Origin of the sequence: Gelidibacter salicanalis (genome assembly GCF_007997285.1) — a bacterium.
Classification (GTDB): domain Bacteria; phylum Bacteroidota; class Bacteroidia; order Flavobacteriales; family Flavobacteriaceae; genus Gelidibacter; species Gelidibacter salicanalis.
In genome coordinates, this window is sequence record NZ_VORX01000001.1 from 106371 (window position 1) to 123663 (window position 17293).

General features: G+C 38.3%; 15 protein-coding genes. 7 read left to right on the top strand and 8 right to left on the bottom strand.

Annotation, left to right across the window (positions count from 1 at the left end; translation table 11 throughout):
* Positions 1–236: 236 nt before the first annotated feature.
* Positions 237–3014, top strand: a complete 2778-nt coding sequence (locus ES711_RS00400; protein WP_146888359.1) for an outer membrane beta-barrel protein — start codon at positions 237–239, stop codon at positions 3012–3014.
* Positions 3015–3112: 98 nt separating this feature from the next.
* On the opposite strand, the gene ES711_RS00405 is transcribed toward ES711_RS00400, so the two are convergent.
* The 6 genes from ES711_RS00405 to ES711_RS00430 form a co-directional block, all read right to left on the bottom strand.
* A complete protein-coding gene (locus ES711_RS00405) occupies positions 3113–3505 on the bottom strand; it encodes a VOC family protein (RefSeq protein WP_146888361.1) in 393 nt (130 codons plus the stop codon).
* A 256-nt stretch (positions 3506–3761) separates the two neighbouring features.
* The gene (locus ES711_RS00410) at positions 3762–4556 is read right to left on the bottom strand and encodes a TPM domain-containing protein (RefSeq protein ID WP_146889845.1); all 795 of its coding nucleotides are present in this window, start codon (positions 4554–4556) and stop codon (positions 3762–3764) included.
* Between the two features lie 166 nt (positions 4557–4722).
* The gene (locus ES711_RS00415) at positions 4723–5160 is read right to left on the bottom strand and encodes a TPM domain-containing protein (protein WP_146888363.1); all 438 of its coding nucleotides are present in this window, start codon (positions 5158–5160) and stop codon (positions 4723–4725) included.
* A 60-nt stretch (positions 5161–5220) separates the two neighbouring features.
* A complete protein-coding gene (locus ES711_RS00420; RefSeq protein WP_146888365.1) occupies positions 5221–5820 on the bottom strand; it encodes a LemA family protein in 600 nt (199 codons plus the stop codon).
* A 12-nt stretch (positions 5821–5832) separates the two neighbouring features.
* Positions 5833–6162: a MerR family transcriptional regulator gene (locus tag ES711_RS00425; RefSeq protein WP_146888367.1), complete on the bottom strand. Its 330-nt coding sequence runs from the start codon at positions 6160–6162 to the stop codon at positions 5833–5835.
* Position 6163: 1 nt separating this feature from the next.
* Positions 6164–7135 carry a M23 family metallopeptidase gene (locus ES711_RS00430; protein WP_146888369.1) on the bottom strand — a complete coding sequence of 324 codons (972 nt, stop codon included), beginning with the start codon at positions 7133–7135 and terminating at the stop codon, positions 6164–6166.
* A gap of 217 nt (positions 7136–7352) precedes the next feature.
* Between ES711_RS00430 and alaS the strand changes: the two genes are divergently transcribed.
* The 4 genes from alaS to ES711_RS00450 all read left to right on the top strand — a co-directional run bounded on the left by alaS (position 7353) and on the right by ES711_RS00450 (position 13285).
* A complete protein-coding gene (gene alaS / locus ES711_RS00435; RefSeq protein WP_146888371.1) occupies positions 7353–9965 on the top strand; it encodes an alanine--tRNA ligase in 2613 nt (870 codons plus the stop codon).
* 537 nt (positions 9966–10502) lie between these two features.
* Positions 10503–11468, top strand: a complete 966-nt coding sequence (locus ES711_RS00440; protein WP_146888373.1) for a GSCFA domain-containing protein — start codon at positions 10503–10505, stop codon at positions 11466–11468.
* A 191-nt stretch (positions 11469–11659) separates the two neighbouring features.
* Complete coding sequence (locus ES711_RS00445; protein WP_146888375.1) at positions 11660–12436, top strand: ferritin-like domain-containing protein; 777 nt, start codon at positions 11660–11662, stop codon at positions 12434–12436.
* Between the two features lie 21 nt (positions 12437–12457).
* Complete coding sequence (locus tag ES711_RS00450; RefSeq protein WP_146888378.1) at positions 12458–13285, top strand: ferritin-like domain-containing protein; 828 nt, start codon at positions 12458–12460, stop codon at positions 13283–13285.
* A gap of 596 nt (positions 13286–13881) precedes the next feature.
* Here ES711_RS00450 and coaD read toward each other — a convergent pair.
* The gene (coaD, locus tag ES711_RS00455) at positions 13882–14346 is read right to left on the bottom strand and encodes a pantetheine-phosphate adenylyltransferase (protein ID WP_146888381.1); all 465 of its coding nucleotides are present in this window, start codon (positions 14344–14346) and stop codon (positions 13882–13884) included.
* 84 nt (positions 14347–14430) lie between these two features.
* The gene (locus ES711_RS00460) at positions 14431–15402 is read right to left on the bottom strand and encodes a D-alanine--D-alanine ligase (RefSeq protein WP_146888384.1); all 972 of its coding nucleotides are present in this window, start codon (positions 15400–15402) and stop codon (positions 14431–14433) included.
* Positions 15403–15655: 253 nt separating this feature from the next.
* Here ES711_RS00460 and ES711_RS00465 point away from each other — a divergent pair, with 253 nt between their 5' ends.
* On the top strand, positions 15656–16180 hold the full coding sequence (locus tag ES711_RS00465) for a PASTA domain-containing protein (protein WP_317129838.1): 525 nt from the start codon (positions 15656–15658) through the stop codon (positions 16178–16180).
* Positions 16180–17232: an RluA family pseudouridine synthase gene (locus ES711_RS00470; protein WP_146888390.1), complete on the top strand. Its 1053-nt coding sequence runs from the start codon at positions 16180–16182 to the stop codon at positions 17230–17232. The genes ES711_RS00465 and ES711_RS00470 overlap by 1 nt, the downstream gene beginning before the upstream one ends.
* Positions 17233–17293: the final 61 nt, after the last annotated feature.

Consider the following 17293-nt stretch of genomic DNA (forward strand, 5'->3'; position numbering starts at 1 on the left):
CATCTCGATTTTTAAATCTTTCTCTACCAAGAGTGATTGGATGATTCGAATTTAAATGATCTCGTTGTTTGTCAGTTAGTTCCAAGCAAGTCTGTATTCTTGATTCTAACAGCGCAGCGATCTTGATTCATTATCGGACAACAATAATTTTTTATACTTTTTGTTAAGAATTTACGTGGGATTTCTCGTATATATTTGTTTCTTTGGCAGCTACTAATGTAGCCTCTACTAAAGTTATGACTAAATTCCTATGCATTCTGGCCTGCTTTTGCACCTGCATGATGTTTTCCCAAAGCACACCATTCAAAATCTCTGGAAAAATAATTATTGAAGACGATCAAACCCCTCTAGAATCGGCCACCATTTATTTGGAAACCGTCAAGGATTCTACCTTGGTAACCTATACTATATCTGATAAAAACGGAGAATTTGTTTTGGAGGATACCACCTATGAATCGACTTTAAATCTTACCATTTCTTATATCGGATTTCAAACCTATTCAAAAACCATCACGATTGGCAAGGAACCCATTAGGTTGGAACCTATCCAAATGCAGACGGCTAATTTATTGGAAGAAGTGATCATCCGATCTCGGGCACCCATCACCATAAAAAAAGATACTTTAGAATTTAATGTCTCATCTTTTAAAACCAAAAAAGATGCAAACGTGGAGGATTTACTCAAAGAACTTCCCGGAGTAGAAGTGGAAGAAGATGGAAGCATAAAGGTGAATGGCAAGTCCGTAAATCAAATTTACGTCAACGGGAAACCGTTTTTCGGAAACGATCCTACCATTACGACCCGAAATTTGACCAAAGAATTGATTGAGAAAGTTCAGATTACCGATACAAAGTCTAAAGCAGAAGCGTTTAGTGGCGAAAAAGGAGATGGCGAAAGTAAAACCATAAACCTTACCATAAAAGAAGAGAATAACAAAGGTGTCTTTGGCCGTGTCTCGGCTGGAGGAGGTACTGATGAGCGCTATGAATATGCCGGGATGGTGAATATTTTTGATAACGAACAGCGAATTAGTGTCTTAGCGGGAGGTAATAATATCAATTCGTCTGGATTTAGTTTTGGCGAAATTCGTAAAATGTTTGGTGGCGCAAGAAGCATGTCTATGAGTGGCTCTGGTGGTTTTACCATCGACGGCCGATCTTTTGGGGGAGGACAAGGGATTACCACATCAAATACTGCAGGAGCAAACTATGCGGACGAATTAGGGAAAGGCAACGATTTTTCTGGAGATTATTTTCATTCTGGCAGCCGCTCTAAAGATGCTTCAAAAACACAACGCGAAAATATTTTGCCAACCTCGCGCTATTTTACGGATTCAGAATCTACATCTGATAATACGACAGATAATCATAGTGCCAACATGAGTTTTAATATTAAAATTGACTCGACCTTCATGGTAAATTTTCGGCCATCTTTCAGATTGTCAAATTCAAGTACGACATATGAACGACAAGAAGCCTCTCGTGATGAAAATGATGTGTTGACCAACCAATCTGAAACCGCATCATTTGTAGAATCTTTAGGTAAGAATTTTGGGAACGACCTAGACATTACAAAACGATTTGGTAATAAGGGCGCGTTTGTAAGGGTGAATGCGAATATGGACGTGAACGATGCGAGTTCGGATGACTTTTTAAATTCTGAAACCATTATTTACGATGATACCTCAGAGAATATCAGTAGAAATCAATTTACGGACGGCGATAGCAAATCGAAGAATTTTGATACAGGCATAACCTACCGATTGCCTTTAACGGCCAAAAAATTCTTCGTTGATTTTAAATATGGGTTCGGATCTTCCAATCGTAAAAATGTCAGAAGCACTTTCGATTTTGATGAGGATTCCCAAGCTTATGAAGATTTTAATACCGAATTGAGTACTGACTTTACAAATAAAAATTTACGTCACAGCCCGAATATTCGCTTGGTTTATAATGATGATAAAATGTCCTTTAGAGTAGGATCTGGTTTTACCAATAGAACCATTGAAAATGCAGATCGATTACGTCCGGAATTAAGTTTAAAGCAAACCTATAATTTCTTAGATTTGGATGCCTATATGAATTATCGTTTTAGTCCAAAATCGTCTGTGAATTTTAATTACGATTTTGATAATGATGCCCCTTCAATTTCGCAGTTGCAACCGTTTCAGGATGTTTCAGATCCTTTAAATACAGTGACGGGAAATCCTGACTTAAAACCTTCCCAAACACACGGTTTAAATTTTGGCTACAATAACTATGATTTCCAAAAAAGAACTGGATTCTATGTTTATGCCAACGCAAATCTTATAGAAAATAAAGTGGTGTCAAAAACTACAGTAGACGAGAATTTTGTCAGGAATACGACGTACACTAATGTTAATGGTAATTATTGGATGTATGTAGGCTCTAGTTATAGTAAGGATTTTAAAATTGATTCCGTGCAAACAGTTAAATTTCGTTTTGGCCTTTCTGGCAATGTAAATAAGCAGGTTAACTTTAATAATGATGTTGAATATGCCGCAACCAGTACACGTTTAAATCCTAGTTTGGGCATCACTTATACTTGGAAAAAGCTGTTTGAAATTATGCCAAATTACCGCTTATCCTTTACCGAGACCCGTTATGATCTGGACGATTTTGACAACCGTAATTTCATTAGTCATAATTTGGGAATTCGTACAGCCACATTCTTCCCAGAAAAACTCGAATGGCGTAATGATATAAATTACATGTACAATCCTAATGTGGCGCAAGGATTCCAGAAGAGTGCCTGGTTTTGGAACGCGACCTTAGCGTATTCTGTGCTAAAGGATAATGGAACTGTGACTTTAAAGGTGTACGATCTCTTAAACCAGAATACCAATGCCCAACGTACTACCACGGAAAATTACATTCAGGATTCTCAGAGTACAGTGTTGGAACAGTACTTTATGTTGAGTTTTAGTTGGAAATTCAACAGTTTAGGTTCAAAAGGTGAAAGTAGAGGTGGAGATATGCATTTTATGATGTAGTAGCAGCGACCTATTCTTTATAACGTTTGCATTAGAATGGATTTATACATAGATCCTACTAGGAAAAGCGACTGTATTAAGGAATTTTAAAAGATCGATTATACTTCAGCTTTCTGAGTGCTTACGGCCCAATAGTTTCCAGCGTAATCCATAAAAGCGCCTCTAATGTCAGGCCCGCTTTCTATAGCGGTAGGGCGTTCTAAAAGGTGACAGTCATTAGCAATGGCCACATCAAATGTTTTAAAGACATCTTCAACATAGATATGCAACATTGTGGGGCTTGCAGTGTAATCTTCAGTACTGTCGCTAATCATCAATACAGAATCATCTATTTGAAGCTCTAAATGCATGATGGAGCCGTCTTCACGATGGTAGCGTCGCAATTCAGTAGCAGCAAATACAATTTTTAAAAGACTGACTAATTTTTCAGCATCATCAACAATAAGATAAGGTGAGAGAGAATTGTAATTGTCTGGTTTATAAGAAGCCATAAATTGTAGTTTTTAAGGAGTTTTGAAAATTGCTGTAATTGTCGACCAAGAGTTTGCGCATAAACTAATTTTAAAAGTATTTAGTCAGCACAAGCCTTGTACTGTGAACGGTTTACAGTTAACCGCCTACTGAATACCGCCTACTGAATACCGCCTACTGAATACCGCCTACTGAAAACTGAATACTGCCTACTGAATACTGCATACTGAATACTGCCTACTGCCTACTGAATACTGCATACTGCTTACTAAAAACCTACCACCCTCCAGAAGCGCCACCGCCTCCAAAGCCACCACCTCCGAAACCGCCTCCAAAACCGCCGCCTCCACCGAAGCCACCGCCGCCACCGAAGCCACCTCCTGAAGAGCCGCCGCCGAGGCCACCACGTCCTAAACTGCTTAAGATAATGGCATCCCAAATACTAAACCCGTTTCCTTTATTGTTTCCTGGACCATTACCGCCACCGCCTCTTTTATTTTTAGATATGGAGATCATGATGATCATAAATACCACAAATAGCATGAACATAAAGCCCACGGGAATACCTTCCACGTTATTATTAACCTGTCGGGTGCCTTGATATTCGCCAGTCATGACTTCAAAAATAGCATCCGCACCACGGTTTAGTCCGCCGTTGTAATCGTTTTGTTTAAAATAGGGAATGATGTCTTGTTCGATGATTCGTTTAGACATGGCATCCGTGAGCAAGTGCTCTACGCCATAGCCTGTGTTGATGGCAATCTTCCGATCATCTTTAGCCAGTAAGATTAAAATACCGTTGTCTTCTTTGGCTTGTCCGATACCCCATTTTTGCCCCCACTGCGCACCAAGGTAATTGATGTTTTCGCCATTGGTTGAGCTGATGATGGCGACAACAATTTGGGTAGATGTCGTATCGGAATATTTAATTAATTTTTGTTCTAAGCTATTTTTTTGACTTTCTGACAAGAGCGGCGTAAATTGATAAACGCTCGTTTGCTCTGTCATAGTCGCCGGTTTCTCAGGAATTGTAAATTGAGAATATCCAGATTGTATGCCCCATAACATCATCAGTGCACTAAAAAGAAAGCGTTGAAAAACGCTATTTCTTAAGATATTTAGACCTTGACTTTTGATTATTGACTGCATACGGGCTGACTTCTTTTTGTGTTGCTAAAAACTCCTCTACAGGAGCGCAGAAATGTTATAAGTATTATAATTTCAAGAATTTTACCGGTTATCCGACAGAAATATCATCTGAGATTTCATTCTTATCATCCACCTCCCAAGGGAAATGAACCTCCAATTGTTTACCGGCCTTTAAAATGCCATCGACTAAACCCTGTTTAAAATGGCCCCTTTTAAAGTGGCCTTGCATGATGTTTTTGGTGCTTTCCCAAAAATCATCCTCTACCACATTATTGATGCCTTCGTCACCAAAAATAACAAAGGTTTTATCTTCAACGGCCACGTAAATCAACACCCCGTTTTGAAGTTTGGTGTTGTCCATTTTGAGCATATGAAACACTTCCAAGGCACGTTCGTAAACATCAATTTTAGAGGTTTTCTCTAAGTGCACACGAATTTCTCCTGAGGTATTCTTTTCAGCAGTTCTTATGGCTTCCACAACTTGACGCTCTTCTTCGGCCGTTAGAAAATCTTCTGTTTTAGACATGCTTAATTAGTTTTTATAACTCTTCTCTCGCTAGAAAAACGAGAGAAGAGGAAGTGGGTGTTATTTAAAATCGAAATCTACGTCTGGTGCTTTTTCTGCGCCAGCATCAGCTCTGTAATAGCTCATATCGTCAAAATTGAAGAGTCCAGCCAATACGCTGTTTGGGAACGTTTTGATGTGCTTGTTGTAAGGCTCTACAGATTCGTTAAAACGATCTCTCGCCACGTTAATTCTGTTTTCAGTGCCTTCCAATTGCGATTGTAGCTCTAAGAAGTTCTGATTGGCTTTCAATTCAGGATAACGTTCTACAGAAACTAACAAGCGAGATAAGGCACCACTCAAGCCACTTTGAGCTTCTTGAAATTGCGCCATGTTTGCTTCATTTAAATTGCTAGCATCAATAGTTGTTGACGTTGCTTTTGCTCGTGCTTCAATAACGTCAGTCAAAGTACCACGCTCAAAATCAGCTGCACCTTGTACGGTTTTTACAAGATTGCCAATAAGATCATTACGGCGTTGGTAGCTACTTTCTACATCGCCCCAGCTTCTGGTAGCGGTTTCTCTCAGTTCTACAGCTGTATTGTTAAAGTTTTTACCCCAAGAGTATAATGCGACAATAATTAGGCCGATGATTATAACAGGAATGAGCCATTTTTTCATAATTAGTTGGTTTTAAAGTTGAGATTTAATTTTTAAAAGTTGCGATTTAATGTCCTCTAATTTAGTAATAATTTCAAACGTATTGAGCGCTTTTTGCCGGTCTTCCTTAAGATGGGTTTTAGCACCTTCTAAGGTAAAGCCACGTTCTTTTACCAAATGGTAAATAAACTTCAGATTTTGAATGTCTTCCGGTGTAAACTTCCGATTGCCTTTCGCGTTTTTTTTAGGTTTTAGAATGTCGAATTCCTTTTCCCAAAATCGGATGAGCGAGGTGTTAACCTTAAAGGCTTTGGCAACTTCGCCAATACCATAATATCTTTTTTCAGGAAGGTCGATATACATATTAATCCAGGGATTGATTTTCTAAGGCAGCACGTTCTAAGAGGTGGCTATATTCTTCGGCGGATAAGTTACCGTAATAGAAATTGATCGGATTGATACGGTCGTTGTCTTTCCACACCTCATAATGTAAATGCGGCGCTTCCGAGCGTCCAGTACTTCCTACAAATCCTATCAAATCGCCACGTTTCACCTTCTGATTAGCCCTGACGTTATATTTATAAAGATGAGCATATAAAGATTCATACCCATAGCCATGATCAATTCTGATGTGGTTACCGTATCCTGTAGCGGTATTATCCGCCCTGGTTACGACGCCATCTCCTGAAGCATAAATAGGACTCCCACGAGGAGCAGTAAAATCCATGCCGTAATGAAATTTTCTAATTTTAGTAAATGGATCGGTACGATACCCGTAGCCTGAAGCCATTCTGGTCAAGTCTTCATTGTTCACCGGTTGTATGGCAGGAATTGAAGCAAGAAATTTTTCCTTATCCGCAGCTAATACCGCAATTTCATCTAATGATTTCGATTGCACAACAATCTGCTTCTGCAAAATGTCCATCCGTTTATTGGTCTCAATAATAATTTTTGAATTGTCAAAACCTTCTAAGCTTTTATAGCGATTGATCCCACCAAAACCCGCTTTACGTTGTTCTTCAGGAATAGGATTCGCTTCAAAATACAAGCGGTAAATCGAGTTGTCCCGTTCTTCTACATTTGAAAGTACAGATTGGGCTTCGTCCATTTTTTTGTTTAACAATCGGTATTGGAGTTCCATATGCTGCAGTTCCCTTACCAAAGCACGTTCTTTTGGAGATTTGACAAATTGGCTTGCGATAAATACAAACAGAAAAGCGAAGAGGGCTGAAGCTAAAATAAAGACAGACGCATACTTGAGTGTATTTCTCTTTTTTCGCTCTATTTTTTTATAAGAGAGGGTTTCGGAATCGTAATAAAATTTTACCTTACTCATTACCTAATTTATACTATTTTTGCACAGTTAATGGACACTAAAATGTCTTTAAACATTAACCAAACGGACAAAACTACAAAATATTTCAATTGTAAATTTAGTAAAACTAAAACGATAATCGATTAATGCAGCCGCGCGATATGCAAACTTTAAAACAAATTTGTGATATAGCGGAGGCTCTGGCCATTTTGAAGATTAGCAAGACACCAACATAAGCATGAAATCTCAAGACATACGTTCAAAATATTTAACCTTTTTTAAGAATAAACAGCATGATATTGTCCCGTCTGCGCCCATGGTGTTAAAGGATGATCCAACCTTGATGTTTGTGAACTCTGGGATGGCGCCATTTAAGGAATATTTCTTAGGAAATGCACAGCCTAGACACACCAGAATTGCCGATAGTCAAAAATGTTTGCGGGTTTCAGGGAAGCACAATGATTTGGAAGAAGTGGGGTATGATACCTACCACCATACGTTGTTTGAAATGCTGGGCAACTGGAGTTTTGGGGATTACTTTAAAAAAGAGGCGATTGCTTGGGCTTGGGAATTATTGACCGAAGAATTTGGTATTGATAAGGACATCTTATACGTTACGGTTTTTGAAGGGGATAAGGACGATAAATTACCAATGGATCAGGAAGCCTATGATCTGTGGAAATCCTTTATTTCTGAAGACCGTATTTTGATGGGCAATAAAAAGGACAACTTCTGGGAAATGGGCGATCAAGGGCCGTGTGGTCCGTGTAGTGAAATCCACGTCGATATCCGATCGGCTGAAGAAAAAGCGAAAGTAGATGGTAAAACCTTGGTGAATATGGACCACCCACAAGTGGTAGAAATATGGAACCTTGTTTTTATGCAATACAATAGAAAGGCGAATGGTTCTTTAGAGAATCTGCCACAGAAACATATAGATACGGGGATGGGCTTTGAGCGCTTGTGTATGGTGTTGCAAGGCGTGCAGTCTAATTATGATACGGACGTATTCACCCCAATCATTCGCGAAATTGAAACAATTGCCAATAAAACCTACGGAAAAGATGAAGAGGTAGATGTTGCCATACGGGTAATTTCAGATCACGTGCGTGCCGTTGCTTTCTCTATTGCCGATGGGCAATTACCAAGCAACACAGGGGCAGGTTACGTTATTCGCCGAATTTTGAGACGAGCTATTCGTTATAGTTTTACCTTTTTAGATCAGAAGGAACCATTTATTTACAGATTGGTAGATGTGTTGAGCAAAAAAATGGGCGACGCGTTCCCAGAATTGAAATCACAAAAACAGTTGATTGAAAATGTGATCAAGGAAGAAGAGCAATCGTTTTTAAGAACTTTAGATCAAGGTTTAGTCTTGTTAAATAGAATTGTGGAAGAATCGACATCGAAAACTATTTCTGGTGAAAAGGCTTTCGAACTTTACGATACCTTCGGATTTCCAATCGATTTGACCGCTTTGATTCTGCGCGAAAAAGGCTTGGAATTAGATGAAACTGGGTTTAAAGCCGAAATGAAAAAACAGAAAGACCGTTCCCGAGCTGCTGGCGAAATGTCAACGGAAGACTGGGTAACTCTGTTGGAGGATAATCAGCAGGAATTTATCGGGTACGATGTATTGGAAACAAATGTAAAAATCACTAAGTACAGAAAAGTCATTTCTAAAAAAGATGGCGAATTGTATCAACTAGTTTTTAATTTAACGCCGTTTTATGCGGAAGGTGGCGGTCAGGTAGGCGATAAGGGCTACTTGGAAGATAGCCATGGTGACGTGGTTTACATTTTGGATACCAAAAAAGAGAATAACGTCAGCATTCATGTGACTAAAAATTTACCTAAAGATCTGAAAGCTTCTTTTAAAGCGTCTGTTGATGAAAAACAACGCCGACGTACCGAAGCCAATCATACAGCCACCCATTTATTGCATCAAGCTTTACGTGAAGTTTTAGGCGAACATGTTGAGCAGAAAGGAAGTGCGGTGCATTCAAAATATTTACGTTTTGACTTCTCACATTTTTCAAAAATGACTGCAGAAGAGTTGAGTGATGTTGAAGATTTTGTCAACGCGCGTATTGAGGGTAAATTGCAATTACAAGAGCAGCGTAACATTCCAATGCAAATGGCTATTGAGGAAGGCGCAATTGCGCTTTTTGGTGAGAAATACGGTGATACGGTTAGAACAGTCCGATACGGGCAATCGTTCGAGTTGTGTGGTGGCACACACGTCAAGAACACAGCTGATATTTGGTATTTTAAAATCATTTCAGAAGGCGCGGTAGCTTCAGGAATTCGTCGGATTGAGGCCATCACCAATGATGCGGTTAAGGATTACTACCAAGATCACGACCGCGTTTACTTTGAAATTAAAGGTCTATTGAACAATGCGCAAGAGCCGATAAAAGCCATTCAAAGTTTACAATCAGAGAATGCTGATTTAAAGAAACAGATAGAAGGCTTGTTAAAAGACAAAGCCAAAAACTTAAAAGGCGATCTTAAAACTGAATTGACTGAAGTAAACGGCATTCAGTTTTTAGCCAAAAAAATCGACTTAGATGCTTCAGGTATCAAAGATTTGTCGTTCGAATTAGGACAACAGTACGAGAATTTATTTTTATTATTTGCGGCAGAAAATGATGGGAAAGCGCTGTTGTCGTGTTATATCTCTAAAGAATTGGTCGCAAGTAAAGGTCTTAATGCAGGTACGATTGTGCGCGAATTGGGTAAATACATCCAAGGTGGCGGTGGCGGCCAACCTTTCTTTGCAACTGCAGGTGGTAAAAACCCTGGAGGTATTGACGAAGCTTTAGAAGCAGCCAAAGCGTATTTGAAATAATTGGTTTTGGTATTTCGGAATGGTAATGTTGATGATTGTCATTCCGAGGCAGTTCTCAGTTGGCAGTTTACAGTTGGCAGTCTTCAGTAGACAGTCCTAAGTGAGCAGTCCTAAGTAAGCAGTCCTCAGTGGGAAGTTTGCAGTATGCAGTCTTCAGTAGATAGTTCTCAGTAGGAAATCTACAGTGGGTAGTCTTGAATTGGCATTTCGAGGTGCATGGTCTTTTTGTCATTCCGAGGAATGTAGTTTATTTGTCATTCCTAGGAACGAGGAATCACAAAACCATATGTTTCTAACGAGAGGGAAGGTTTTCATATTAACAGGAAACGATCATTAGTATTGCAGTCTTCAGTTGGCAGACCTTTGTGGGCAGTCTTCAGTAGACAGTCTACAGTACCCAGTCTTCAGTTGTCATTCCGAGGAACGATTAATCCCATAAAACCGTGTTCGTCAAAAGAATAATGAAATCCCCAAATATTTGTAACTTCCTGCTAACATCATTTAATCATAACACATAGCGCCATTTTCAAAAAACAAATGAAACTACAAACTCAAATCCCGCTCCAGAAAAGATCAGATAATCAGATCGATTATCAGTCTAAAGTGCTATTGTTGGGCTCGTGTTTTGTAGAAAATATAGGGGATAAATTAGCCTACTATAAATTTCAGAGTACGCAAAATCCATTTGGCGTACTGTTTCATCCAAAGGCAATAGAAAAGTTAGTAGTGAGTGCTCTTCAAGAGAAAAAGTATTTAGAAGACGACGTTTTTTTTCATAATGAGCAATGGCATTGTTACGATGCCCATTCCCAACTGAGTAACAGTTCAAAAACAGAGATACTCCGTCAATTACATACACAACTAAAACTCGCAAAGCAAAAACTAGCCACCGCAAGTCATGTGGTGATTACTCTGGGGACTGCTTGGGTTTATACTCAGAAAGCTACTGATATGCCGGTAGCCAATTGTCATAAAGTACCGCAAGCCAATTTTCAAAAATCATTATTATCTGTGGCGGATATTATTGTAAGTCTTCAGACGACATGTAGAGCTATTACAGCTATAAATCCTACGGCAACTATTATTTTTACAGTCTCTCCCATTCGTCACATCAAAGATGGGTATGTAGAAAATATGCGTAGTAAAGCGCATTTAATCGCCGCAGTTCATGACATCGTTGAAGATGCATCTAACATGTGGTATTTCCCGTCCTATGAAATTATGATGGATGAACTACGGGATTACCGCTTTTACGCTGAAGATATGCTGCATCCAAACACTACAGCTATAAAGTATATCTGGGAGAAGTTTCAAAATGTTTGGATGTCTGAAGCGACCTTAACAATCATGTTGGAGGTGGAAAGTATTCAAAAAGGACTCGAACATCGTCCTTTCAATCCAGATTCTGAAAGGCATCTTAATTTTCTTCGACACTTACAACTCCGAATAGACATTTTAGAAGCGCGATTTCAACATATTTTTTTTAAGAAATCAGACGCATAACACTGGATAATCTAATTATTCACACGGCTCAGGGTTGCATTAAATGCAAAATTTTTAGATAGAAATTAGGTAATATGTATTTACTTGTTATTTATTTTGTGGTTTCGATAATAATTTATGGTTCAAAATGCTAGTTATTAACTATTTGTAATTAATTTAGTAAGGCTATTAAGCATTAATCTAAATATATTATGAAAAAAAATCTCGAAAATGATCAAAAAACCATTCAAGAGCGGTCAAAGAGCGCTGTTGATAGAAGAAAATTTCTAAAAATTGGTGGACTAGCGGTTGCGGGCACATCGTTAATGTTGTATTCCTGTGAAAGTGAAGCATTAACCGAAACAGATCTCAGTGATTCTGATGAAATGTTCAGAAAAGAAAACAAGGGAAGACAAGTTTATAATCTTGGGAAGGGTGACTTAGGAATTCTGAGATATGCTTACGTTCTTGAGCAGCTTGAAGCGGCGTTCTATCAAAATGTGGTCGACGGTGGCTATTGGATGAATAGTGCAAATGCTGAAGAAAAATTAGTATTTGAAGACATTTATCAACATGAAAAAATCCACAGAGATTGGTTTGAAAAGGTTTTGATGCCTTTCGAAAATGGAAAATCAGAAAGAGTTCTACCGAAACTAGAATTTGATTTTAGTTCCATAAACTTCAATGATAGAGACTCAGTTATGAGAAACTCCATATTACTTGAAGATACAGGAGTTTCTGCATATAATGGCGCAGGACCTTTACTTATGAACACCGATTATTTACTATTAGCAGGTAAAATTGTGTCCGTAGAGGCAAGACATGCCTCTACACTTAGATCACTGTACGGCAATACTAAATATTTTGCAGGTGATGATGTCGTTAATGAGCAGGGCCTGGATCTGTTTAGCACCCCACAAGAAGTGTTAGCAGCCGCTTCGGGATTTATAGTTACGAAGATAAATGCACAGCAATTGCCAACTTATTAATTAATCACTAAAAAATATATTATGAATATTATAAAATTTTTAGACCAGTTCTCCAACATTGATTTAAAAAATGCTTCGGCATCTAGGAGAGAAATGTTTAGCCAATTAGGATCTTATGGTAAAAAAGCAGCTTTTGCTGCAATTCCATTTGGGCTAGGGGTAACTAAATCGAACGCAGCAACAATGGCATTCTTTGGCCATGTTGGACCTTTAAATCTTGCTTTAACTTTAGAATATTTAGAATCTGATTTCTATAATAGGGCATTACTTTCTAATGTAGTTCCATCTGGAAGGCCTCTAGATGTTTATGAACAAATAGCAAAACACGAGAATGCCCACGTTGCATTATTAGAAAGTGTACTCGGAAGTGATGCGGTAGATAAACCAATCTTCGATTTTACTCTTGGTGGCGCATTTGATCCGTTTAATGCTACCAATCCACAAGCTTATGCACAACTATTAACATTGGCGCAAGCCTTTGAAGATACAGGCGTGAGAGCTTATAAGGGCCAAGCAGGAAATCTTGCTGGTACTCCTTATCTAGCACCAGCTTTACGAATCCATTCCGTTGAGGCCCGACATGCAGCTGAAGTTAGAAGACTTAGATCTGCATATTATAATATGGAGCTTAATGATAATGGTCTTGGATGGATCACTTTAAACAAACAACTTAATGTTAGGCCGATGGTCCCTGCGGCGGTTTATGCGGGTGAGGAGTTGACGGTGCAGGCGGGTGTTAACCTAACTAGCTTAGGAAATGGATATTCAGCAGAGTCTGCTTCTCAATCATTTGACGAGCCGATTACTGGAGAAGAAGCCGTTGCTATTGCAACGCCATTTTTTGCATAAAAGATCAAAAATTAATTAAATTACGCTTTTTTGCTTGATAATTTTATTGATTTTGATAATATTTAAGGTAAAAGTTCTAGGGGGAGATTGTTCGATTGACAATCTCTCTTTTTTTTGTGTAAAATTTATACAAAACATTGCGTATAATTTTTTAGCAATACATTTCTGTGTGAATAGTTTATAATTGGCATACATAAGTTAGAATACTTTTTCGAGTTAAAAAATCACTGTAACTTCGGTGATAAATGATCCGTATGCTCTTAAAATCGAAAGAAAGAAGTGTTTATTTTGGCAGTTATACTTAAAAACTGACATCTTCAAGAAAGATTTTTCAAATGAGACTATCAATACATGATTAATTCAGATTTTACACTTTCATCATAGCGTCAAATCTATTTGTAATATAATTCTTTCTATTATGAAAACTTTGACCTCTAATCATTATGATTTCAGGATAATATACTGATAAATAATAAATTATAGCTATATTAGTAGTGCTATTAATCAACTTTGAGAAAGTATCAATTATCGACATAAGTGTAATTTTTTGTCAATATTTGATACTTTTTTTTAAAAGGTTCGGAAGCACTTTATAGTTAGGCCTGTCTTGAAACCCGTACACTCTCCGGAACTAATACCGTATAATCACCATCATTTCTAATCACATCTCTAACAATGGAAGACGAAATATAAGACGTACTTGCCGCTGTTAATAAAAAGACGGTTTCAATCTGGGATAATTTTCTGTTGGTATGGGCAATGGCTTTCTCAAATTCAAAATCGGCAGGATTGCGCAAGCCTCTTAAGATAAATTGCGCATCAATATCTTTGCAGAAATCGATAGTCAAGCCTTTATAAGTGGCCACTTTAACCCGTGGTTCATCTTTAAAAGCTTCGTTAATAAAGTGTTGGCGCTCTTCTAAGGAGAACATGTATTTTTTATCAGCATTGATACCAATGGCAACGACTACCTCATCAAACAATTTTAATCCGCGTTTAATAATGTCGAAATGACCTAAAGTTAGGGGGTCGAAAGATCCCGGGAAAAGTGCGCGTTTCATTGGCAGGCTTTTGTTGGTTGTGTTAGTTAATCAAATATACAATACTTTTTCAAAAATGATTTTGTACAATCCCTACGTCTGAGCTTAAAAGCACTCTTCAATAGCGTTTCCAAATAAATCAGACAAGCTTATTCCCGCAACGGCAGCCTGTTGTGGCAGAATACTGGCTTTGGTCATTCCTGGTACAGTATTTACTTCTAATAAGTGCGGCTCTCCATCCTTAAAAATAAATTCACTTCTACTAAAACCTTTCATTTTTAAAACCTCGTGAACTCTTTTAGCGACGCTTCGCACTTGTTCCTCTTGCTCGGCAGTTAAGCGTGCCGGTGTAATTTCCTGAGATTGTCCCAAGTATTTTGCTTGATAGTCAAAAAAGTCATTATTGCTTACAATTTCCGTAATGGGAAGAACAGTGACCTCACCCTTATAAGTAATGACCCCTACAGAGACTTCAACGCCGTCTAAAAAGGATTCTATAATCACTTCATCATCTTCTTTAAATGCAATCTCCAGTGCTTTTTTGAAATCCTCTTTTTGATACACTTTACTAATACCAAAACTACTTCCCGCTTTATTTGCCTTTACAAAACAGGGTAAACCTACCTTGGCGATGATGGCATCGGCATCAACTGCATCCCCTAGATTGACATAAAAAGATTCAGCCGTTTTAATGCCATAAGGTTTTAGAGTGCTCAAACAATCACGCTTATTGAACGTCAAGGCGGCTTGGTACATGTTACAACTGGTTTGTGGGATATTAACCAAACTTAAATAAGCCTGCATAAATCCATCTTCACCAGGCGTCCCGTGAATCGCATTAAAAACACAGTCAAATTTTATTTTATGACCATTTACAGTCACGGAAAAATCATTTTTATCTACAAGATGTTCAGCGTTATCCGCATCTACATACACCCATTTGTCTTTAAAAATGTGAATGCGGTGCGCGTTATATTTGGAAGGATCAAGCGTTTCATAAACAACTTGTCCGCTTTTAAGGGAAATCTCGAACTCGCTCGAATAGCCTCCCATGATGATGGCAATATTTTTTTTCATCTTAAATTCCTGCAAGGTCAGGAATGGTGTTAATTAGTGGTTAGGTTCAGTGTGATGAGGAACGTAGCTGATGATCCATCATGAAATAATTGGCAAAGTATGCCGTTTGATAGTCATGATTTGAAGCCGTATCTTCACAAACAAAAATATCACATTAAAAGCAAAAGAAAAAACGGTTGTGTTTTTATATATTTGCCACTTATAACTAACGTTCATGAGTTTCATAAAATTTTTAACGAGTAAAGTTTTTTTAATGCAAATTCTACTAGCCGTTGTAGCTATTGTAGTGCTTAGTTTTTTAATGTTAAAATGGCTTGACTATCGTACCAATCACGGGAGTTTTGTGACCGTCCCAGACTTGGCCGGTAAAACCATTGAAATCGCTCAAATGGAAATCAATGATCATGATTTGACAATGGAAATTCAGGATTCCGCCAATTTTAATCCAAGTTTTCCAAAATTTTCGGTCATTGAACAATACCCAGTGGCGGGAAGTCAAGTAAAGGAAGATCGCAAAATATATTTAATTTTAAATCCGTCAGGCTACCGCAAAGTTGAGGTGCCTAAAATAGTTGGGCGCACATTCCGTCAAGCAAAGCCAACACTAGAGGCTATCGGGTTTGAAGTTGGTAAAATATCTTATATCGATGATATAGGAAAAGATGAAGTACAATCCATTTCTTTTCAAGGTAAATCGGTCAGCGCGGGCGATTTACTTCCAATGACATCTAAAATTGATGTGGTTTTGGGTAATGGTAATAGAGGTTTAGACGAATAATGACAGAAGATACCAATCCCAATGTAGAAGATCAGTATGATGACGATTTGTATGAGCATTACGCTTTTACAGCCGTAAAGGGGCAAACGCCATTGCGTATTGATAAATATTTAATGAATTTTATTGAAAACGCAACGCGTAATAAAATTCAAGCTGCTGCCAAAAACGGGAGTATTTATGTGAATGACCTTCCGGTAAAATCGAATTATAAGGTGAAGCCTTTTGATAAGATCCGCGTCCTATTTGAGCATCCGCCATACGAGTTTTTACTTACCCCAGAAGATATCCCCATCAACATTGTGTATGAAGATGATGATTTGCTCGTGGTCAATAAAGAAGCAGGCATGGTGGTGCATCCCGGTCACGGAAATTATTCTGGCACCTTAATTAATGCCTTAACCTATCATTTTGAAAACTTACCTAACAATTCGAGCAACAGACCTGGTTTGGTGCATCGTATTGATAAGGATACCAGCGGACTTTTAGTAGTTGCTAAAACGGAGGCGGCTATGGCGCACTTGAGTAAGCAATTCTTTAATAAAACTAGTGAGCGTGAATACATTGCCATTGTCTGGGGAAATGTAGATGCTGATGAAGGGACCATTGAGGGCAATATTGGCCGTCACCCAAAGAATAGACTTCAGAATACCGTTTATTTTGATGATGAAGCCGATAAAGGAAAGCCAGCCGTTACCCATTTTAAGGTGTTGGAACGCTTGGGGTACGTTACTTTAGTGTCTTGTAAGTTAGAAACTGGTCGGACGCACCAAATTCGGGTGCATATGAAACATATTGGGCACACCCTCTTTAACGATGCCCGTTATGGTGGCGACAAAATTTTAAAGGGTACCACCTTTACCAAGTACAAACAATTTGTAGATAATTGTTTTAAAATTCTACCGCGACAGGCGCTGCATGCTAAAACTTTAGGGTTTGAACATCCTACCACCGGTAAGTTTATGAGTTTTGATTCTGAAGTGCCCCAAGATATTCAAGATTGTATTGCGAAATGGCAACATTATGCAAAACATAAGGATATGGAATTGGAATAAATTAAAAGCTCATTCTTTACTAAAATAAGAAGCGTATTGGGTTTTGATAGCGGATTGAAGG